This is a genomic window from Natronomonas salinimetallica (genome assembly GCF_013839515.1).
GTDB lineage: Archaea > Halobacteriota > Halobacteria > Halobacteriales > Haloarculaceae > Natronomonas.
This window is the reverse complement of record NZ_JACDNQ010000009.1, coordinates 73425-91226: the sequence shown is the minus strand read 5'-3', so window position 1 is coordinate 91226 and position 17802 is coordinate 73425. Positions and strand designations below refer to the sequence as shown.

At 64.7% G+C, this 17802-nt stretch carries 23 protein-coding genes; 14 read left to right on the top strand and 9 right to left on the bottom strand.

Translation table 11 applies throughout. The features are described from left to right. Positions 1 to 46: 46 nt before the first annotated feature. Genes HZR14_RS09210 through HZR14_RS09190 form a run of 5 tightly spaced genes read right to left on the bottom strand, consistent with a single transcriptional unit; the run spans position 47 to position 4350 of the window. A complete protein-coding gene (locus HZR14_RS09210; protein ID WP_181692574.1) occupies positions 47 to 508 on the bottom strand; it encodes a NuoI/complex I 23 kDa subunit family protein in 462 nt (153 codons plus the stop codon). Further along, a complete protein-coding gene (locus HZR14_RS09205; protein WP_181692573.1) occupies positions 508 to 1584 on the bottom strand; it encodes a complex I subunit 1/NuoH family protein in 1077 nt (358 codons plus the stop codon). Before HZR14_RS09205 ends, HZR14_RS09210 begins: the two co-directional genes overlap by 1 nt. Continuing rightward, on the bottom strand, positions 1584 to 3263 hold the full coding sequence (locus HZR14_RS09200; RefSeq protein WP_181692572.1) for an NADH-quinone oxidoreductase subunit D: 1680 nt from the start codon (positions 3261 to 3263) through the stop codon (positions 1584 to 1586). The genes HZR14_RS09205 and HZR14_RS09200 overlap by 1 nt, the downstream gene beginning before the upstream one ends. Further along, positions 3260 to 3949 (bottom strand): NADH-quinone oxidoreductase subunit B, encoded by a 690-nt coding sequence (locus tag HZR14_RS09195; RefSeq protein WP_181692571.1) that lies wholly within the window; start codon positions 3947 to 3949, stop codon positions 3260 to 3262. Before HZR14_RS09195 ends, HZR14_RS09200 begins: the two co-directional genes overlap by 4 nt. Then, positions 3946 to 4350, bottom strand: coding sequence for an NADH-quinone oxidoreductase subunit A (locus HZR14_RS09190; RefSeq protein ID WP_181692570.1), 405 nt, complete (start codon positions 4348 to 4350; stop codon positions 3946 to 3948). Before HZR14_RS09190 ends, HZR14_RS09195 begins: the two co-directional genes overlap by 4 nt. 471 nt (positions 4351 to 4821) lie before the next feature. Between HZR14_RS09190 and HZR14_RS09185 the strand changes: the two genes are divergently transcribed. Together HZR14_RS09185 and HZR14_RS09180 are read left to right on the top strand one after the other, a co-directional pair. Then, the gene (locus tag HZR14_RS09185) at positions 4822 to 5343 is read left to right on the top strand and encodes a winged helix-turn-helix domain-containing protein (protein ID WP_181692569.1); all 522 of its coding nucleotides are present in this window, start codon (positions 4822 to 4824) and stop codon (positions 5341 to 5343) included. A 245-nt stretch (positions 5344 to 5588) separates the two neighbouring features. Next, positions 5589 to 6062 (top strand): hypothetical protein, encoded by a 474-nt coding sequence (locus HZR14_RS09180; RefSeq protein WP_370464971.1) that lies wholly within the window; start codon positions 5589 to 5591, stop codon positions 6060 to 6062. A gap of 45 nt (positions 6063 to 6107) precedes the next feature. On the opposite strand, the gene HZR14_RS09175 is transcribed toward HZR14_RS09180, so the two are convergent. Then, positions 6108 to 6899, bottom strand: coding sequence for a helix-turn-helix transcriptional regulator (locus HZR14_RS09175; RefSeq protein WP_181692568.1), 792 nt, complete (start codon positions 6897 to 6899; stop codon positions 6108 to 6110). A 206-nt stretch (positions 6900 to 7105) separates the two neighbouring features. Here HZR14_RS09175 and HZR14_RS09170 point away from each other — a divergent pair, with 206 nt between their 5' ends. Both HZR14_RS09170 and HZR14_RS09165 read left to right on the top strand, forming a co-directional pair. After that, entirely contained in the window at positions 7106 to 8047 is a 942-nt protein-coding gene (locus tag HZR14_RS09170; protein WP_181692567.1) for a DMT family transporter, read from the top strand. A gap of 69 nt (positions 8048 to 8116) precedes the next feature. Beyond that, on the top strand, positions 8117 to 8416 hold the full coding sequence (locus tag HZR14_RS09165) for a hypothetical protein (protein WP_181692566.1): 300 nt from the start codon (positions 8117 to 8119) through the stop codon (positions 8414 to 8416). A gap of 297 nt (positions 8417 to 8713) precedes the next feature. Here HZR14_RS09165 and HZR14_RS09160 read toward each other — a convergent pair whose 3' ends face one another. Further along, positions 8714 to 9016 carry a DUF5785 family protein gene (locus tag HZR14_RS09160; RefSeq protein ID WP_181692565.1) on the bottom strand — a complete coding sequence of 101 codons (303 nt, stop codon included), beginning with the start codon at positions 9014 to 9016 and terminating at the stop codon, positions 8714 to 8716. Positions 9017 to 9152: 136 nt separating this feature from the next. Here HZR14_RS09160 and HZR14_RS09155 point away from each other — a divergent pair, with 136 nt between their 5' ends. The 3 genes from HZR14_RS09155 to HZR14_RS09145 all read left to right on the top strand — a co-directional run bounded on the left by HZR14_RS09155 (position 9153) and on the right by HZR14_RS09145 (position 11923). Then, positions 9153 to 9629: a chemotaxis protein CheW gene (locus tag HZR14_RS09155; RefSeq protein WP_255479217.1), complete on the top strand. Its 477-nt coding sequence runs from the start codon at positions 9153 to 9155 to the stop codon at positions 9627 to 9629. Between the two features lie 403 nt (positions 9630 to 10032). Beyond that, positions 10033 to 11211: a threonine synthase gene (locus HZR14_RS09150; protein WP_181692563.1), complete on the top strand. Its 1179-nt coding sequence runs from the start codon at positions 10033 to 10035 to the stop codon at positions 11209 to 11211. A 55-nt stretch (positions 11212 to 11266) separates the two neighbouring features. Then, positions 11267 to 11923: a LysE family translocator gene (locus HZR14_RS09145; protein WP_181692562.1), complete on the top strand. Its 657-nt coding sequence runs from the start codon at positions 11267 to 11269 to the stop codon at positions 11921 to 11923. Here the strand turns inward: HZR14_RS09145 and HZR14_RS09140 are convergent. Further along, on the bottom strand, positions 11918 to 12616 hold the full coding sequence (locus HZR14_RS09140) for an HD domain-containing protein (RefSeq protein ID WP_181692561.1): 699 nt from the start codon (positions 12614 to 12616) through the stop codon (positions 11918 to 11920). The two genes, HZR14_RS09145 and HZR14_RS09140, sit on opposite strands and share 6 nt — an antisense overlap. Positions 12617 to 12936: 320 nt before the next feature. Between HZR14_RS09140 and HZR14_RS09135 the strand changes: the two genes are divergently transcribed. The 7 genes from HZR14_RS09135 to HZR14_RS09105 all read left to right on the top strand — a co-directional run bounded on the left by HZR14_RS09135 (position 12937) and on the right by HZR14_RS09105 (position 17375). Further along, positions 12937 to 13563 (top strand): metal-dependent hydrolase, encoded by a 627-nt coding sequence (locus HZR14_RS09135; RefSeq protein ID WP_181692560.1) that lies wholly within the window; start codon positions 12937 to 12939, stop codon positions 13561 to 13563. A gap of 74 nt (positions 13564 to 13637) precedes the next feature. Next, complete coding sequence (locus tag HZR14_RS09130) at positions 13638 to 14360, top strand: GNAT family N-acetyltransferase (protein WP_181692559.1); 723 nt, start codon at positions 13638 to 13640, stop codon at positions 14358 to 14360. A 71-nt stretch (positions 14361 to 14431) separates the two neighbouring features. Next, positions 14432 to 14749 carry a DUF7116 family protein gene (locus tag HZR14_RS09125; RefSeq protein WP_181692558.1) on the top strand — a complete coding sequence of 106 codons (318 nt, stop codon included), beginning with the start codon at positions 14432 to 14434 and terminating at the stop codon, positions 14747 to 14749. Positions 14750 to 14982: 233 nt separating this feature from the next. Continuing rightward, positions 14983 to 15180: a dodecin gene (locus HZR14_RS09120; RefSeq protein ID WP_181692557.1), complete on the top strand. Its 198-nt coding sequence runs from the start codon at positions 14983 to 14985 to the stop codon at positions 15178 to 15180. Positions 15181 to 15232: 52 nt separating this feature from the next. Further along, the gene (locus HZR14_RS09115; RefSeq protein WP_181692556.1) at positions 15233 to 16336 is read left to right on the top strand and encodes an AI-2E family transporter; all 1104 of its coding nucleotides are present in this window, start codon (positions 15233 to 15235) and stop codon (positions 16334 to 16336) included. 161 nt (positions 16337 to 16497) lie between these two features. Beyond that, positions 16498 to 17127 (top strand): class I SAM-dependent methyltransferase, encoded by a 630-nt coding sequence (locus HZR14_RS09110; RefSeq protein ID WP_181692555.1) that lies wholly within the window; start codon positions 16498 to 16500, stop codon positions 17125 to 17127. A gap of 89 nt (positions 17128 to 17216) precedes the next feature. Then, positions 17217 to 17375: a DUF7838 family putative zinc beta-ribbon protein gene (locus HZR14_RS09105; RefSeq protein WP_181692554.1), complete on the top strand. Its 159-nt coding sequence runs from the start codon at positions 17217 to 17219 to the stop codon at positions 17373 to 17375. A 113-nt stretch (positions 17376 to 17488) separates the two neighbouring features. On the opposite strand, the gene HZR14_RS09100 is transcribed toward HZR14_RS09105, so the two are convergent. Then, the gene (locus HZR14_RS09100; protein ID WP_181692553.1) at positions 17489 to 17800 is read right to left on the bottom strand and encodes a DUF7471 family protein; all 312 of its coding nucleotides are present in this window, start codon (positions 17798 to 17800) and stop codon (positions 17489 to 17491) included. Positions 17801 to 17802: the final 2 nt, after the last annotated feature.

Genomic DNA, 17802 nt, shown 5'->3' with positions numbered 1-17802 from the left:
TCGCTCGGAGTCGGTGAAACGGCTCGCCTTCGCTCGCCGTACGCGTCTACTGGTAGTCTACTTCGCCGTCGCCCTCACCAACCCATCCCTCACGATCCGGCTCCCGAGAGGCCAGCGGGTCGATGTCCTTGTACCACGGGACGTTCTTCAGCTGTTCTTTGCTGTAGGCGAGGTCGTCCTTCGTGTCCCCGGTGAACTCGAAGTTCTGGGTCAGGAGGATCGCGTCGACGGGACAGACCTCCTCACAGAGCCGACAGTAGATGCACTGGCCGATGTGGAGGTTGTACTGCTCGCCGTTGCGCATGTCGTCGGTGACGATCTGGATCGTGTCGTTCGGACAGACCTTCTCGCACTGGCGACACCAGATACAGCGCTCCTGTGAGAACTTGTGGACGCCCCGAAAGCGCGGGGAGACCTCGGGGGTCTCCTCGGGGTATTGGACGGTGAACTTCTCGCCGTCCAGGGCGTGTTTCATCGTCGTTGCCATCGATTTGAGCATTCCGATCATTAGGCGATCACTCCGACGATTACGGCGGTGAGTACGAGGTTCGCGAGCGCCAACACGAGCATCCCCTTCCAGCCGATCTCGATCAGCTGGTCGATACGGAGCCGCGGCAGCGCAGACCGCGCCCACTGGGTGAACAGGTAGACGGCCCAGATCTTCGCGATGAACCAGACGATCCCGATGCTTGCGGGACCGGGGCCTGCGGGGCCGCCCAAAAACAGCGTCGCGATGACCGCGCCGCCGAGGAAGATGTGTAGGAACTCCCCGAGGTAGATCAAGACGAAGTAGACGCTCGAATACTCGGTCTGATAGCCCGCGACGAGCTCCGTCGGGGCTTCCGGGATGTCGAACGGATTACGGCCGACCTCCATGAGATTCGCGATGACGAAGAGCACGAATGCGAAGGGGTTGACGAAGGCGTACCACGTCGGGACCGAGAACCCGGCGACGGTGACGAGCGGTTCGGCCTGCGCGGCGACGATCTCGCTCATCTGTAGGGAACCGGCGAACAACACGACCGAGACCGCGATCAGGATGAGCGGAATCTCGTAGGCGAGATTCTGGGCGACCGCCCGGAGCCCGCCGAGCATCGAGAATTTGTTGTTCGACGCGTAGCCGGCCATCACGAGCCCCAACGAGGCGATCGACGCGATCGCGAAGACGTAGACGAGCCCGACCTCCGGGTCGGCGAGGTGGATGCCGCTACCCATCGGGATGACGGCGAAGCCGAGCAGCGCGGAGAACGCGAGCACGATCGGCGCGAGATCCCACGCCGGGCGGTCGACGCCCTCGGGGACGATGAGCTCCTTCGAGAGCAGCCGGACCGCGTCGGCGACGATGATGACGAGGCCGAACGGGCCGAGCCGGTTGACAGCGTACCGATCGGTGAAGGCCGCGGTGACCTTCCGTTTGGCCCACGGCCCGGCGACCGCGGTCATCGTCATCATGAGCGAGCCGACGATCGCCGCGCCGACGAGCGCCGCGATCGCGGTCCCGAGGGGGCCCGACCCGAACGGCAGCACTTCAACGAGGCGGTCGGGCAGCGGCGCGCCCTGCAGTGCGGTGAGCGCCGACGCCATCACCGATCGACCTCCCCGAGGACGATATCGAGGCTGCCGAGCGAGGCGATCAGATCGGGGATGTACTCGCCCTCGCTCATTTCCCGGAGCGTGTGTAGGTTACAGAAACACGGGCTACGGATCTTGAACCGGGCGGGTTTGTCGGTGCCGTCCGAGCGCATGTAGATCCCCAACTCGCCCTTTGCGGCCTCGACGCCGCGGTAGATCTCGGTGTCCGCGTCGGGCTTCAGCGTCCGGGGGACGTTCGATTGGATCTCGCGGTCGTCCTCGGGCCACTCGGCGAGGAGATCGACGCACTGTTCGATGATCTTCGCGGACTCTTCGACCTCGCGCATCCTGACGAGCACGCGGCTGTAGTTGTCACAGCCGTCCTCGGTGATCACGTCCCAATCGAGTTCCTCGTAGTAGCCGTAGGGGTCGTCGCGGCGGAGATCGAAGTCGATCCCCGATCCGCGGGCGACGGGCCCCGTCGCACCGTACTGTTTTGCGGTCTCGGGCGGGAGTTCACCGGTGTCGACACAGCGGACCTGGAAGATCTCGTTGGAGGTGATGAGGTTGTGATACTCCGTCGTCTTCTCCGGGAGTCCGTCGAGGAAATCGCGGATCTTCTCGAAGAACTCCGAACGGGGCTCGGGTAGATCCCAGGCGACCCCTCCAAGGCGGAGGTAATTGAACATGAGCCGCTGGCCCGTCAGGTCTTCGAGGATGTTCTGGACGACCTCCCGGTCCCGGAAGGCGTACTGGAAGACGGCCGTGAAATCGCCGAAGACGTCCAGAGCGAACGTTCCGAGCGCGAGCATGTGGCTCGCGATCCGACACAGCTCTGCGGACATCGTCCGGATGACCTGGGCGTATTCGGGTACGTCGATGTCGGCCATGTCCTCCGCCGCGCGCGCGTAGGCCCACTCGTTTAAGATGCCCGCCGAGACGTAGTCCCAGCGGTCGGGGTAGGGCATGATCTGGTGGCGGTACGTCGACTGCTGGCACATCTGCTCCTCACAGCGGTGCAGATACCCGATGTCGGGTTCGACGTCGGCGATCTGCTCGCCGTCGAGGACGGTCTTGACGTGGAGGACGCCGTGGGTCGCCGGGTGGTGGGGGCCGATGTTGAGGAACATCGTGTCCGATTCCGCCCCCTCGCCGCGGGTGTCCGGCTGCAGCGGATTGGCGTGCTCGCGGAACGGGACGACCTGTGGCTTCTCGGGGTTGTAATCGAGCCCCAGCGGATGGCCCTGCCAGGTCTCGGGCAGCAGGATTCGGCGCATGTCGGGGTGGCCCTCGTACTCGATGCCGACGAGGTCGTAGGCCTCCCGCTCGTGCCACTCGGCGGTCCGGTAGACGGGTTCGCCGGTCTGGCTGATCGGGTCGTCCGTCGGCGTCGGGACGACGACGCCGACCTCCTGTGTCGGGTCGTCGTACTTCTTGAGGTGGTAGATCGACTCGAAGCGGTCCTCGTACTGCTGGGCGGTGACGTTCGAACAGTAATCGAAGCCGGCCTCCTCCCGGAGCGCCGACAGCGCCTCCTGGACCTCGTCGGGCCGGACGACGAACGCCGGCGCGTTGACGTGGTCCTCGCGGTCGAGCGCGGTCTCGCCGAGCAGCGCCTCCAGTTCGTCGTAATCGACGGTGCCGTCGGCGGCCTCGCCGACGTCGGTGGGACGGGGTTCCTCCAAGCTCATGGCGAATCAGCCCAGTTGTACCGCATGACGAGGTCCTCCTCGTCGATCTGATCGGCGAGGTGTTCGACCAGTTCGTCGCGTTCGAGGTCGCCGAACTCCTCCAGTTCGTAGGGTTTGACCGTCACCGGTGAGGTCTCGCCGTTCCGGATGCGCTCTTGAAGCTTGGCGATGCCGTAGATGAGCGCCTCCGGGCGAGGCGGACAGCCGGGGACGTGGATGTCGACCGGGATGACCTCCTCGGCACCCTTGATGACGTTGTATCCCTCCTGGAAGGGGCCACCGGAGATGGTACACGAGCCCATCCCGACGACGAACTTCGGTTCGGGCATCTGGTCGTAGACGCGCTTCATCCGGGGGGCGAACTTCGAGACGATGGTCCCGGGGACGATGATCACGTCGGCCTGTCGCGGCGAGGCGCGGGGGACGCCGGCCCCGAAGCGATCGAGGTCGTGTTTGATCGCGTAGCTGTGAATCATCTCGATGCTGCAGCAGGCGATCCCGAACTGCAACATGAACATCGAGTTGCCCCGAACCCAGTTCATGAACTGATCGAACTTGGTGAGAATGAAGGGGGTCGAGCCGAACGCCTCCCGGAGTTTCGAGTTGAATCGGCTGTCGACGCCCTCGCCCATCCGGGCTTCCTGCGTCGAGACTGTGTCGTGGATTTTTTCGCTGTCGCTGCTCATAATTGGGTTTTGATCTCCGCGCGTTCGCTTTTGACCCAGCGAACGGCACCGGTACGCCACGCCCACCCGAGGCCGATGACGAGGATTGCGAGGAAGACGAGCATCGGTCCCAACACCGGCCCGAGGCCGAACTCGGCGACGGCGTCGCTGTATATCAGCGCCCACGGGAAGATGAGCACCGTCTCGACGTCGAAGACGACGAACAGCAACGCGACCATATAATACTGGATGTTGAAACGGATGCGCGTGTCCCCGGTCGGTACCTCACCGGACTCGTAGACGGCGCGCTTGCCTTGTTCGGGCACGCTGGGTCGAAGCAGGCTCGAGATGGCGATCATCGACAGGGGGATCGCAAGCCCCACAAGAGCCAGCGCGCCGACGGCGATCCATGGATTGCTCATGCGGTCTATATCGTTATCTGGTTTGGAAGACAACCTATTAAGGGTTGTTGAGTCAGGCGATACGGGATCGACGGTAGCCATCCGGTGAATCGCCTCGGGGGCAAGTGGTTCGAGAGACGCGGAGCGTCTCGTCATCACGGAAATCTCTGATTTCCGTACGACCTCGGGGTATTCGCCTTGTCCGCTGATAAAACACCGTTCAGAATCGAGGCGATGTGGCTACAGCCGTATCGTACAGCATTAACTATGTGGTACATTTATTTTGGCGGACGACCTATCGTCGCCCGCTGTCGACGGACGACAGCACGACCGGACGGGGAGCCCACATGTATCTTTCCCTCTCCCACCCCCACCCCCTACCCCGGTCGTTTTTCACGCCCAGCGTGAAGCCCCCGGACCGGAAGCGTGGACTCACCACGGGAACGTGTCGGTATCGAAACTGTCAGTACCGGGGAGGGCGAGTACCGGGCCATGGAGACGCGAGACGCCCCGGATTGGGACTTCAAGGAGCGGGACGTGTTGGTGCTTCGGGAACTATCGCGGGATCCACAGCTCTCCTCGCGGGATCTCGCCGGAATCCTCGAAGAAAAGTACGACATCGACGTCTCCCACGTCACCGTCTCCGAGTCGATCCGCGGAATGCGAGAGGAAGGCGTCTTCCGCGAGGCGATCATTCCCAACGAGGAGTACTTCTACTTTGCGCTCTTCGAGTTCAAGTTCAATCCGGAGCACTTCGAATCGGAGTGGCGGCCCGCGATGGAGTTCATCCGTGACTCCCCCAATACGCTGTTTTATTTCCTCTCGGACGGCGAATACCAGTGGAAGTCGGTGATGATGTTTACCGGCCGCGAGGCTCAATCGCGGTGGATCCACGGGTTCTACAAACACCACGGCGCGGCCGTCGAGAACATCCGAAACTCGCTCATGACGAACGTCTTGAAGTTCCGGACGGACCCCGAGATCCTCGAGAACCTCCACGAAAGCGAAGTCTGAGACGGACAGAAAGCGAAGTCTGAGACGGACAGAAAGCGAAGTCCGAGACGGACAGAAAGCGAAGTCCGAGACGGACCGTCATCCGCTCGGGGGCGACGCCGTCACCATCCCTCGTTGGGACGGCCGAAGCGACGACGCGGCAAGCAGCGACACAACGAAGCGACGACACGACGACACGACGACGCGGCCGTCGGCGGTAACCGACCGGTACATCCATACAGACTGGGGGCGATCACCCCGGTATTGTGTCTGACGGACTCGCTTCGGTACCGGCAGTGGTTCGGTTTCCGATCGGCCTGCTCGCCGCTGTCGTTGCTCTCCTCGTCATGGATCAAGTGATGGCACGGCTTCCGGAGGGGTCGACGCCGCCGCGGGTCGCGGCCGGCGTCCTGACCGGGACACGTCCCGACGATGCGCCCGCCCGACTCGCCGCCTTCGCCCACTATGGGGCCGGGATGGGGACCGGCCTCCTGTTCGTGTATTTTTCGCTCGTCGCCGAGTGGCTCTTCGGTGGCGGCTCCGTGGTATCGGTCGCCGCGACGACGCTCGTGGTGTACGTCCTCATGGTCGCGTTCTTCCTCCTTGTCCCGTTACCGCGGGCTCGCGGGCTCCGGGGGCCGCGCCGGCGCGGAACCGCCCGGGACTGGGCGATCGCCGCCGCGGTGTATCTCGCGGTCCTCGTCCCCGCCGTCGCCGGGATCACGCTCGCCGTTTCGTAGATATCGGCAGACAGCGTCGTAGCCGCCGGCGTCCGGTCGACGCCGTCAGCCCTCGAACGCCTCCGGGTCGAAGGGGGTCGCCGTCCGCCAGTAGCGCTCGAACGTCTCGGTGGCCCACGAGCGGACCGCCTCGTCGTCGGTGTGAAGCGACGCCTGCAGGATCCCGCCATCGTCGCGTACGAGCAGGTACACCGTTCCGTCGGCGACGGTGACGGACAGCGGGACGTCATCCTCCCGGACCCGTATCCGGCCCCCCTCGTCGGCGAGCGCCGTCAGTTCGGCCCACAGTCGGGCGTCCGCCGCGAGCGCGACGATGGCGCTCTCCGAGAGGACGGCTTCGAAGGTCTGCTCGTCCGCTTTGACCCGCCGCTTTGCGACCGAGAGGCTCTGTTCGTTGAGCGTATGCGAGAACGCACACAGGCGCTCGGCGTCGTCCATCGCGTCGAGGACGCGCTGTAACGGCGCGCTCGGGCGGGTCCGACTCGGTACCGTGACGGTCGCGTCGGCGAGTCTACGCAGGTCGAATCCCATCGCGTCCGTGGGAAGGTATGCGACGACGTCGCGCAGTTTGGCCTCCGTTTCGAGGATCGAAAGCAGGTCGGCGACCCCGTCGGCCACCAGTCTCCCGGTGGCGGTCGCGGCGTAGTGGCTGCCGTCGCGTCGGACCCACGACCGGTCGGTGAAATCCTCGAGGATCCGCCCGAGCGTCGCCTGCGACGCCCCCGTCGCCTCGGCGAGGCTCCGCCGGGTGTGTGTATCGGCCGCCAGCAACCGCAGCACGTCGACCCGGTTGCTCGAGCGGGCGAGAAACTCGATCTCCTCGAGTGCAGCCTCCATACGCCATCCACCGGAGCCCGAAATAAACCGTCTTCGTTCCGTGAAACGATTGCACGCCGTGTCTCGCTGACCCGGTGTCCGGGCGTTTCGTACGGTGGAATATTTTACGAACTCCGTTATGTAGCTCCGAACACTACTGGACTGTATGGCAGGGATTCGCGCCGGATCGAAACGCACGTCCATCGAACCGGAGGTGTCCCGGTAGCGTGTTCTCGCGGCGAAGCGGCGCGCTGTTTGCCGTCTCGGCCCTCCTGTTCGGCGGCACCTTCGTGGCAGCGAAAGCCGGGCTGGCATACCTCCCGCCGCTGTTTTTCGTCGCGGTCCGCTTCGACATCGGTGCGGTCGTTCTGGCGGCGTACGCGGCGGCGCGGCTCTCGCGGGCCGAACTCCGGCCCCGGACCGTCGGCGACGTCGTCGGCATCCTCGCGACGGGGCTTCTCGTCATCGGGCTGACGAACGCGCTGTTGTTCGTCGGCCAACAGTATACGACGAGCGGCGTGGCCGCGGTCGTGTTCAGCCTGAATCCGATCTTGACGCCGGTCTTCGCCGCGGTGTTGCTCACCGAGGACCGACTCTCCGTGCGCGGGTCGGCCGGGATGGTCCTCGGACTGCTCGGCGTCGGACTGGTCGCAAACCTCGACCCGACGGCGCTTTTGACCGGTGGCGTCGGAATCCCGCTTCTGTTCTGCGGTGCCGTGACGAGCGCGCTCGGGGCCGTGGTGATCCGCCGCGCCGAGGCGACGATGTCGAGTACGGCCCGAACCGTCTGGGGAGTCCCGCTCGCGGCCGCGCTCTCACACGCCCTCAGTTACTCGGCCGGCGAGTCGGTGACGGGGCTCTCGGTGCCGCCGGTCGCGGTCGCCGCGCTCCTCTACGTCGGGATATGCTCCGGGGCGATCGCCTACCTCACCTACTTCGCACTCGTCGACGAGGCGGGCGCGACGCGGGCGAACCTGCTGTTCTATTTCGTCCCCGTGGTCTCGGCTGTCGGCGGGTGGGTCCTGCTCGGTGAGACCCTCTCGGCCGCTTCGCTGATCGGGTTCGGGGTCATCTTCACCGGATTTCTCCTCGTCAGCGGTCCGCCGACCGACGTATCCGGGACGGTCCGGAGCGCCCTCCGCGAGCGGATCGTCCGGATCGACTCTTGACACTGTGGGACGGCTCGGCGTGCCGTCGTGCAGCCACAATTATTACCAGTGTCGTTTATACAATAACGCATGGGACAGACTGACGCGGCCGGGTTTGAAGCAGCCGCAGAACGGATCCAGGCGGCAAAACAGTACGTCGAAAGTGGCGACATCGAAACCGCCAAAACCGTCGTGTTGGAGACGTACGACGCCAGAGCCGAGCGTACCCGCCGATTCGCGCCGCCGGATAAGGCCCTTCATCAAGCCGTCTCCGAAGTCGTCTACGGGTTGGAATCCGGCGATCACGACGACGTATACGACGCCTTAGACGAGCTATACGGGCTGTATGCCGCCGCTGCAGAGCGAAGCAGGGCCGGCAGTGACGTGTGACCGATCCCACTGTATGTCGCTCACCTGTGGGATTCACTCGTTGGGGGAGAGGCCTCCGATGAGGCGGGAGTCCATCGAGACCTCGAAAGGGTTCGACCTTCGGTGGTCTTGATGTGTCGCCGTCGGCCGTCGTCGGGGGAAAAGCCGTTCTTCGCCCGCACCGAGCGGCGACGGGTCGTTTCATGCGGACTGTTGTCGTCCGGGAGCGGTTGCCGCCCACACCGCTCCGGCGGTGACCGGCACATCGGCACGACGTGTCCGTATCAGGCGTCGTCGACTTCCCACGGACGGTCCGTATCAGGCGTGGGCGTCGACGTCGACTTCCCACATATCGTTTTCGCGCATCGCTCGACCGACCGCCCGGTGGAACGCGACGATGTCCTCGAACTCCTCTTCGTCGACGCCCTCGAAGATATCGGCGACGCTGACGACGCGACTGTGGTTCAGCCGAACGGGTTCGTCACCGTACTCCTCGGCGAACTCGTCGGCCGAGAGCGGGAAATCCCCCTCCTCGTCGAGTTTCTTCGCGAGCACTGCCTGCCCGTACTTTCGCTTTCCCTCGGAACCTTTCTCGCCGTCGGGGTCGTGAGGCCACTCCATATCGTCTCGTCCGGTAGCCGGGATGAAAGCGTTTCCGCTCTCGACGCGTCCGTCCCCCGCGGACCGCCGGCGTATCCAGCGGTGAAACGCTCACAGTATTAAGTAGGCCTTCCGCCGAACGATGATTAACGGAACCATGTCCACACGAACGACTCGATCGGTCGGGGCGGAACAGGTACTCGAATTCCGACTCGGCGAGGAGACCTACTGTGTCAGTATCGACTACGTGACCGAGATCGTGGATATGGGAGCGTTGACCCCGATTCCGAACTCCCCACCGCACGTCGAGGGGGTCATCGATCTCCGGGGGAACACGACGTCGATCATCGATCCGAAAGTCGGTCTCGGGACCGACGGTGACCTCGGCGACCGGATCGTCATCTTCGACTCGGAGATATTCGAGGACGAGCGCTCGGTCGGGTGGGCCGTCGACAGCGTCGAGGAGGTGTCAGACGTCGACGAGGAGGCGGTCGACGACTCCCCGATCGAGGGCGATCACATCCGGGGATTGATCAAACGGGATTCGGGATTCGTCGTCTGGATCGACCCACAGGCGATGGACGACGAACTCGTCGACGGCGAGGCGGTGGCCGAGACCCCCTCGGATCTCTGATCGCGTCTTCTGGCGGCTATAGTGAACATCGCAACTATATACACATCGATCGCACTGGCGGCGTGCGGTCGAATGTGTATTGTCTTCCGATCTCTACTATATGCGTTCGTGACGCGTCCCGCGCCGACAGGACGGATCGCGTGTCTCGGCGCGCGGTGTGTGTCGGCGCGCGGTATTGGACCCCCTCGGACGGGATGAGACCCCCTCGGACGGGATGAGACTCACCTGCTCGATCGCGTTCCGATACTGCCCCAGACATCGTTCGTCGGTCATCGAAGTCGATTCCGGGTGTCCCTCCGTGACTCGAATTCGAGGGACGCCCTCTCCCGTCATCACGGGAGGCTCCATCGTCCACGCGACCGCGAAGGACAGGACTTTGCCGGCGGCAATCGAAGGGGCTCCTATGAGTGCCTTCGAGGGATTTCGGTGTACCGACTGCGGAGCGACGATCGACGACGAGGGCGCGACGCGCTGTCCGGAGTGCGCCGGGTCGCTCGATGCACGGTATGATTTCGAGGGGATCGACCTCCCGCCGGAGGCGTTCGCGGGCCGTTCCGGCGGCTGGAAACACCACGAACTGTTGCCGTTCGTTCCGGACGGGATGGGGGAAGGGGCGACGTCGCTCGTCGATGCCCCGCGGCTGGCCGAGGAGTTGGGCGTCGGCCGCGTCCTGATCAAAAACGAGGCCGAAAACCCCACCGGGTCGGTTACCGATCGCGGGCTGGCGCTCGTCGCCGAGGCCGCCCGTCGTGCCGACGCCGACACCCTCGCGTTGGCGACGACGGGCAACGGCGGGCAGTCGACGGCCGCCTACGCCGCCCGCGCCGGGTTGCTCTCGCGGTCGTTCGTCCCGAGTCGGGCGACGTTCATCAACAAGGCGATGATCAACGTCCACGGCGGAGACATGCACGTCGTCGAGGGGCGCTTCGACGACGCCCGCGCCGCCTACGAGGGGAAGCGAGAGTCGATGCCGGCGGCCGAAGAGGAGGAGTGGTTCCCGGCCGCCCCCTTCGAGTCGCCGTTCCGCCACGAGGCGGCCAAGCCGATCTACTACGAGATCGCCGAGGCCCTGGGGTGGACGGCACCGGACGCCGTCGTCGCTCCCGTGGGTCACGGCGCGACGATCGCCGGGCTCTGGAAGGGTGCTCGGGAGTTCGAGACGACCGGCCTCGTCGCGGGGACGCCCGAACTGTACGCCGCCCAGCCCGACGGCTGTGCGCCGGTCGTCGAGGCGCTCGAAACCGGGAGCGATCCCGAGCCGTGGGAGATCCCGGATACGGTCGTTGGCCCCCTCGAGATCCCCGACCCCGCCGGGGGGCTCGCGGCGACCGAGGCGGTCCGAGCCAGCGGCGGTACAGGTGTCGCAGTCGACGATCAAGACCTCCTCGACAGCGCCGCGACCGTCGCCCAACACGAAGGCCTCGAGGTCTCTATCGCCTGCGGGACCGCCACGGCCGGCGCGTGGGACCTCGCCGAGGGGGGGCACTTCGGCCCCGAGGACACCGTCGTCCTCCTCAACACCGCCGCGGGCAACAAAGACGCCGACATCGTTCGTAGTCGGCTCATGAGCCAGGGTATTTAAGAAACCGGCGACCACGGCAGTACGTTTTTATATTGTTGACCGAAAAGCCGAGCCAATGGCCCTCCTCGAAACGGTAGTGGTCGGCGTGGCGTTCGGCCTCGCGCTCGCGGCCCCGCCGGGACCGATGAACGCGATCATCGCCGAGGAGTCCGTCCTCCGGGGGTGGAAAGCCGGATTCAAGACGGGGATGGGGGCGATGAGCGCCGACATCCTGTTTTTCGTCCTCGCGTTGGCCGGCGTCGTCGCGTTCGTTCGGGAGTTTCCGAGGCTACAGGACGCGATGTTTCTCGCCGGCGGAGTGTTGATGCTGTATTTCGCCTACGGCGCGATTCGGGGCGCTAACGAGGCGTTCAGATCGGAGGTAGCCTCCGAAAGCCGCGGCTTCTCGAAGGCGTTTCTCCTCTCCGTGAGCAACCCCTACCAGATCCTCTTTTGGCTCACGGCCGGCGTCGGGCTGTTGACCCCCGGGACGGTCGACGTGCTCTCGTATGCGAGCGGTTCGCTGTCGGGGATCGTCGTCGTCGAGACTGGGAGCCCGGCGTTGGTCGTCGGGCTGTTCTGTGGCGTCGCCGGCTGGATCCTCGGCTTTCCGGCCGCGCTGACGGCGGCGGAGTCCCGGATGGAGTCGTTCGCGCCGGTGGTCGCCTACGGGAGTTCGGCCGTCTTAAGCGGATTCGGGCTCTATTTCATCGGCGACGTCCTCCTGTTATAGGTCCGGATCCGGCGGTTCGGTCGGTTCCATCCCGGCGATTTCGCCCTCGAGCCACTCTTTGAACCACCGAACCCGCTTGATTCGCTGGTAGGCGATGCTTTCGGCGGTCTCGGAGCATACCCGCGAGATCGCATCCTCCCCCCGCTCGAGGACGCGGCCAACCATCTCGTTTGCGTCCATGTGGGTCCGCGACTCGTATCCCATCCGAAGGATCATGAGCGTCGTCCCGTTGGCACCGACCTTGTCGAGGAGATCGGCCTCCATGAGACAGCGCGTCTCCAGGGGAACGTTCGAGAGATCGCCCTCGTAGGAGTGTTCGGCGACGGCGTCACAGACCTGCGCGATGAACGACTCGGGGTACTCCGTCCGCGATTCGAGGTACTCGCGGGTGACGCGGGCCCCGGCCTCGGCGTGGACGTCCTGATCGACCTCCAGTTTCGCGACGTCGTGAAAGAGGGCGGCGACGCGGGTCACGTCGACGTTCGCGTCCTCTTTTTCCGCGATCTCGGCCGCCAGTTCGGCGACGTTGAGGATGTGGTTGTAGCGGTACTCGGCGGAGTGCCACGGATACCATCGCATCCGACCGCCCTCCTCCTCGCCTTCGATGCTGGCGGCCAAGTAGTCGTAGACGAACCGTTTCATGTCCTCGAACTCCTCGGTTGAGACCGGCGCTTCGGTTATTTCGACACCCATGTATCCACCTCCACGGGACGGAAAACGAACGTGTAAATCATCTTGTTGACGAAAAGGGTAGTTCGACTCTTTAGGTTTACGACCGGCGGTTGTGGCGCTCGAATCGGGTCAGGCCGAGAGAGCGGTGCTAAGCGGCGCTACGTCCTCAGGCGATGCACAGGGCCGGCTCGTGGCGACGCACAAGGCCGGCGACGACAGGGCTGGACTCGTGGCGACGCACAAGGCCGCACAGGGCCGGCTCGTGGCGACGAACGGCACTGCGCCGCGGTGGCATCGCTGGCCGGCGGTGTTATATTTGTGGAGCGTCTCGGAGAGAACGTATGATGCTGCCGACACACGCGCTCGTGGGGATGGCACTCGCACTCCCCGTGGCGTCGTCCTTTCCCGAACTGGCCCCGGCGGCACTGATGGGCGGGTTCGTCGGCGGCGTCCTCCCGGACCTGGATCTCTACGCCGGCCACCGGCGGACGCTGCACTTTCCGACGCTGTACCCGGTTGCTGCCCTTCCGGTCTCTCTTCTCGCGCTCGTGCGGCCGGGGGCGGTGACCGTCGCCGCCGCGTTCGTCGTCCTCGGGGCGGGCGTCCACTGCCGGATGGACGTCTACGGCGGGGGACTCGAACTCCGGCCCTGGGAGGGTACGTCCGATCGGGCGGTGTACGATCACGTGGCCGGGGAGTGGCACCGACCGCGTCGTCTGGTCAGCTACGATGGTTCGACGGGGGATCTCGCGGTCGCGAGCGCGGCCGCCGCCCCCCTCTTGATCCTCGTCGAGTGGCCCCTCGTTCCGCTCGTCGTCGGTTCGTTGGCCGTCGGAATCGCGTACGTCCTCCTCCGTCGACGGCTGGCCTCGCTCGCGCCGACCGTCTTCGGGATTGTACCGGAACCGTTCGATCGGTACGTTCCGGAGCGGTATTACGACGATTCGGCGGACAAAACCCGCTTATAGGCGATAAATCGATCAAACGTCTACCTCTTTCGAGTACCGTTCGGTTTTATATCATTCGGCGTGGAAGCGTCGATATGGAGATCCGTGAAGCCACGATGGACGATGGTCCCGCGATCCGATCCATCGCGCTGCGGTCGATGGAAGCGTCGTACTCGCTAAGCCCGAGTACCATAGAGAGCGCGATCATGCAGTGGTACGGCGTCGACAGCTTCGCCGACCTGCTCGAGGACGACGAGGTCCTGTTGCTCGTCGCCGAACGGGACGGCGAGCCGGTCGCGTTCTCCGAAAGCGCCCTCATCGACGACCGGGGGGACATCCACTGGATCCACGTCGCCGCGATGCACCGTGGTGAGGGGATCGGGCAGTCCCTCTACGAGGCGACGCGTGAACACCTCGAACGCGAGGGAGCGGAGACGGTTCGCGGCCTCGTGCTCGCTATGAACACCGAGGGGAACCGCTTCTGGGAGGAACGCGGGCTCGAAAAGGTCGGCGAGGGGACCGTCGAGGTCGATGGAACCGCGTTCGTCGAGAACATCTACGTCGACGAGGAGAGCGTCGAACTCAAGCCGGTCGTCGTCGACGACCGCGAACTCTACATCGATCGCGGGGACGTCAGCCGGGGATCCGCCGGCCCCTTTTATACGGTCTACACCGACGAGGACCGCGAGAACCGTTATAGCTACTACTGTGGGAACTGCGAGTCGCTGATCACCTCGATGGACACGATGGGCCGGCTCTCCTGTGAGGAGTGTGGCAACCAACTGAAACCGGCGCGGTGGGACGCTGCCTACATGTAGGCCGAACGCGGGCGGTCGGCATCGGGAACCGTGGCAATATTTATCCCCTGGGGGGACGAATCCTCAGTCGAATGGGAGCTGTTAGCACATCCCTCGTCGAGGAGGCACGGACCGTTTTCCGCGATCTCGGCTACGAACTCACCGCGGAGGGCGATGAACTTCGGGCCGAACGGAAATGGCGGACCGTCTACGTGACGACGGCGGACCCGGAGGACGCGAACACACACGGCCGACTCCGATGTTTCGTCGCCCGCGCCGAGCGAGCGCCGACCGTTCGGGACCGACTGCTCGCGATCGAACCCGACTACGACTGGGCAGTCGTCAGCATCGACGAGGAAGGGGAGTACCGGGTGCTGTACCCGAGCGCCGACGTGCTACCCGCGCCGTAGCACGGCTGCACTCGACTGCGGCCCGCTGAAACGGACGGGGCGTCCATTCTCGGGTGGCCGTCGGGGCGAGGTCGTCTGGTATGTTCGTCTGTGCACGCGGAACGATACCGAAAACGGAGCGGACGCGGTGACGAAAACGGAGCGGACGCGGTGAACGGTATCCAAAAAATACGGTAAATATACCGACACATCAGGGTAGCTTTACAACCTCCCGCGTCGAATCGGAATCCGACATGGTGTTCAAAAAGATCACGCTCATCGGAACGAGCGACGAAAGCTTCGACGCCGCCGCGGACGAGGCGCTCGACCGCGCGGAGAACACGCTGGACAACATCTACTGGGCGGAAGTAGAGGAGTTCGGTGTCGAGATGGACGCCGCCGACAGCCGGGAGTACCAGGCCGAACTCGAAGTCGCCTTCGAACTGGAGTAACGTCGGTCCGGACGCCGGGGGGTTTATTTAGCCGCCGAAGAACGTTGCTCGCATGAACGAACGGCGTCTGGTTGTCGCCGGGTTCGGGGCTCTCGTTACCGCGGCCGTCGGATACCTCGCATACCGTTTCATCGCCGCGATCACCGTCGCGATCTTTCTGTACTACTCGACGCGACGGTTCTACGTCTCGCTCGGCCGGTTTCGGCTCCCGAAGCGGGTGCGTGCGATGATTACGATCTCGATGCTCGCGGTCCCGCTCATCGTCCTTCTCAGCTACACGCTCGTCCTGTTGGTCGTCGAAGCCAGGCTGTTCGTCGAGACGTATCCGGTGTTCGAAACCATCCCGGACGACGTCGCGTGGTTCGAAGGGCTCGAAGATCTCCCCGAACCGACGATCGTCGGGATCATGGAGGCCTACCGGGGCGGCGAACTCGACGTATTCATCGACTTCGCGGTCGAACACGCGGCGTTCGTGACGAGTCTGATAACGGGGCTGTTGTTGAATCTGCTCATCGTCGTCATCCTGACGTACTACCTCCTCATCGACGGCGCGACGTTTCGGTCGTGGCTGTTGCGGTTCGACGACGGCGGGATCGTCCGGGAGTACCTGGAAGCGGCCGACGACGAACTCGAAGCGGTGCTCTTCGGAAACCTCCTGAACGTCATCGTCATCTCGATCGTAGCAATCGTCGTCTTCACCGGCTACAACGCCTTCGCCCCGGCCGCAGCCGAGGTTCCGTACCCGGCACTCGCAGGGGCGTTGACGGGCATCGCGAGCCTCATACCCGTCGTCGGAATGAAGATCGTGTACGGGCCGATCGCGGCGATCGCAGCGGTCCCGGTCGTGCTCGGCGGCGATCCTGCGTTGCTGTCGTACGTCGTCGGGTTCGTGGTGTTGGCCGTCGTGATCGTCGATACGATCCCGGATCTCGTCCTCCGGCCGTACTTCAGCGGAAAGCGGACCCACGTCGGCCTGTTGATGCTCGCGTATATCTTCGGCCCGGTCGTGTTCGGGTTCTACGGACTGTTCTTCGCGCCGATCGTCCTCGTGTTGGGGTTGACGTTCGCCGACACCGCCCTCCCGCGGCTGCTCGGGGCCGATCGGAAACCGGAGGGGCCGCCCGACGGCCAAACGACACTCGAGGAGTTCCGGTGACGTCCGCCCCGGTCCGTGCAGAGCGGGATCGGTTCGGATGGCTGTCGGCGGTCCGAACGGGTCCGGTCCGGTCCGTATCCTCGCGTCCCGGGGCGGCCCCGCAAGCCGCCCCCGCTCGCACCACCCCAACGTTGGTACCGTCGGGTGCTCTATGATCGGATATGTCGAAGACAGCGCCGTTCGAAGAACACACAGAGCGATACGAGGAGTGGTTCGAAGAGCACGACGACGCCTACCGGTCCGAACTGGCGGCGCTGGATCGCCTCGTGCCGGCGACCGGGCGCGGGGTGGAGATCGGGGTCGGAAGCGGGCGGTTCGCCGCGCCGCTCGGGATCGACGTCGGGATCGACCCGGCCGAGGCGATGCTCGAACGCGCCCGCGAGCGGGACGTCGACGTGGTCAGGGGTGTCGCGGAATCGCTCCCGTTCCGGGACGGGACCTTCGACACCGCGTTGATGGTGACGACGGTCTGTTTCGTCGACGACCTCGCGCGGGCGCTAGCCGAGGCCAACCGGGTCCTCTCACGGTCCGGGCGTCTCATGGTCGGGTACATCGACGAGGACAGCCCGGTCGGGGAGATATATAAAGAACACAAAGACGAGAACCCGTTCTACAGGGACGCGACGTTCGTCTCGACCGACGAACTCCTCGACGCGCTCGAAGCCGCCGGGTTCTCCGAGTTCGAGTTCGTCCAGACCATCTACCGCTGGCTCGATGACATAGACGGGACCGAGCCGGTCGAAGAGGGGTACGGCGAGGGATCCTTCGTCGGCATCAGAGCCGGTCGATAACGGCTGCCAGTCTCGTACGGGGCGGGCGAGGCCCACCGCCAGGAGCCGAACGGGAAAAGTACAATGCCCCCCCGACCGTACCGCCTCACATGAGCCTCTCGCTCGAAACCGACTGCCCCGACTGTGATTCGACGGAGTTCTACAAGGCGGCGAGCATGCGGATCCACCTCGGCGTGAAAAAGAAGTGGCACTGTACGAACTGTGCGTACGGGTTCACTACGATCAACGGGATCGACACGTCGGCTTGATACCGTCGGTCCTGTCTCGAATATCGTACCACCCGGTGCAGTATTTTTTCGCATACAGCCGATCGTACGCGGCGCGCGAGGCCCGTCGGCCCTCGCGGGGCGGTGGCCACCGATCAGCCGCCCCGATAGATCAAATAGAGCAACGCGGCGGCGATGAGAAGATCGAGTCCGTGACTGACGAGGTGGTGTAGGACCATCGGGATCAATCCGAACACGGTCGCGGTGCCGACGAGAGAGCGGACGAGCAAGGCACCGAGGACGCCCGTGATGAGCAGGTACCGTGGCGTTCGCCGACGGCGGTACGCGATCACCGCCGCGAGGAACAGGAGTCCGGTCCCGGCACCAGCGAGGATGATCAACCCCATCAACACCGGGGCTAACTGCGGGCTGAGCCACGCGAAAACGGCGGTGGATTCGGGGGTCATTG

Excerpts from the sequence above, each read along its gene's own strand:
- HZR14_RS09200 (WP_181692572.1), bottom strand. The coding sequence starts at position 3,263 with ATGAGCTTGGAGGAACCCCGTCCCACCGACGTCGGCGAGGCCGCCGAC.
- HZR14_RS09125 (WP_181692558.1), top strand. The coding sequence starts at position 14,432 with ATGGGAGCTGTTAGCACATCCCTCGTCGAGGAGGCACGGACCGTTTTC.
- HZR14_RS09155 (WP_255479217.1), top strand. The coding sequence starts at position 9,153 with ATGTCCACACGAACGACTCGATCGGTCGGGGCGGAACAGGTACTCGAA.
- HZR14_RS09140 (WP_181692561.1), bottom strand. The coding sequence starts at position 12,616 with ATGGGTGTCGAAATAACCGAAGCGCCGGTCTCAACCGAGGAGTTCGAG.
- HZR14_RS09145 (WP_181692562.1), top strand. The coding sequence starts at position 11,267 with ATGGCCCTCCTCGAAACGGTAGTGGTCGGCGTGGCGTTCGGCCTCGCG.
- HZR14_RS09105 (WP_181692554.1), top strand. The coding sequence starts at position 17,217 with ATGAGCCTCTCGCTCGAAACCGACTGCCCCGACTGTGATTCGACGGAG.
- HZR14_RS09175 (WP_181692568.1), bottom strand. The coding sequence starts at position 6,899 with ATGGAGGCTGCACTCGAGGAGATCGAGTTTCTCGCCCGCTCGAGCAAC.
- HZR14_RS09120 (WP_181692557.1), top strand. The coding sequence starts at position 14,983 with ATGGTGTTCAAAAAGATCACGCTCATCGGAACGAGCGACGAAAGCTTC.
- HZR14_RS09100 (WP_181692553.1), bottom strand. The coding sequence starts at position 17,800 with ATGACCCCCGAATCCACCGCCGTTTTCGCGTGGCTCAGCCCGCAGTTA.
- HZR14_RS09185 (WP_181692569.1), top strand. The coding sequence starts at position 4,822 with ATGGAGACGCGAGACGCCCCGGATTGGGACTTCAAGGAGCGGGACGTG.
- HZR14_RS09165 (WP_181692566.1), top strand. The coding sequence starts at position 8,117 with ATGGGACAGACTGACGCGGCCGGGTTTGAAGCAGCCGCAGAACGGATC.
- HZR14_RS09135 (WP_181692560.1), top strand. The coding sequence starts at position 12,937 with ATGATGCTGCCGACACACGCGCTCGTGGGGATGGCACTCGCACTCCCC.
- HZR14_RS09150 (WP_181692563.1), top strand. The coding sequence starts at position 10,033 with ATGAGTGCCTTCGAGGGATTTCGGTGTACCGACTGCGGAGCGACGATC.
- HZR14_RS09130 (WP_181692559.1), top strand. The coding sequence starts at position 13,638 with ATGGAGATCCGTGAAGCCACGATGGACGATGGTCCCGCGATCCGATCC.
- HZR14_RS09205 (WP_181692573.1), bottom strand. The coding sequence starts at position 1,584 with ATGGCGTCGGCGCTCACCGCACTGCAGGGCGCGCCGCTGCCCGACCGC.
- HZR14_RS09195 (WP_181692571.1), bottom strand. The coding sequence starts at position 3,949 with ATGAGCAGCGACAGCGAAAAAATCCACGACACAGTCTCGACGCAGGAA.
- HZR14_RS09190 (WP_181692570.1), bottom strand. The coding sequence starts at position 4,350 with ATGAGCAATCCATGGATCGCCGTCGGCGCGCTGGCTCTTGTGGGGCTT.
- HZR14_RS09210 (WP_181692574.1), bottom strand. The coding sequence starts at position 508 with ATGATCGGAATGCTCAAATCGATGGCAACGACGATGAAACACGCCCTG.
- HZR14_RS09160 (WP_181692565.1), bottom strand. The coding sequence starts at position 9,016 with ATGGAGTGGCCTCACGACCCCGACGGCGAGAAAGGTTCCGAGGGAAAG.
- HZR14_RS09115 (WP_181692556.1), top strand. The coding sequence starts at position 15,233 with ATGAACGAACGGCGTCTGGTTGTCGCCGGGTTCGGGGCTCTCGTTACC.
- HZR14_RS09110 (WP_181692555.1), top strand. The coding sequence starts at position 16,498 with ATGTCGAAGACAGCGCCGTTCGAAGAACACACAGAGCGATACGAGGAG.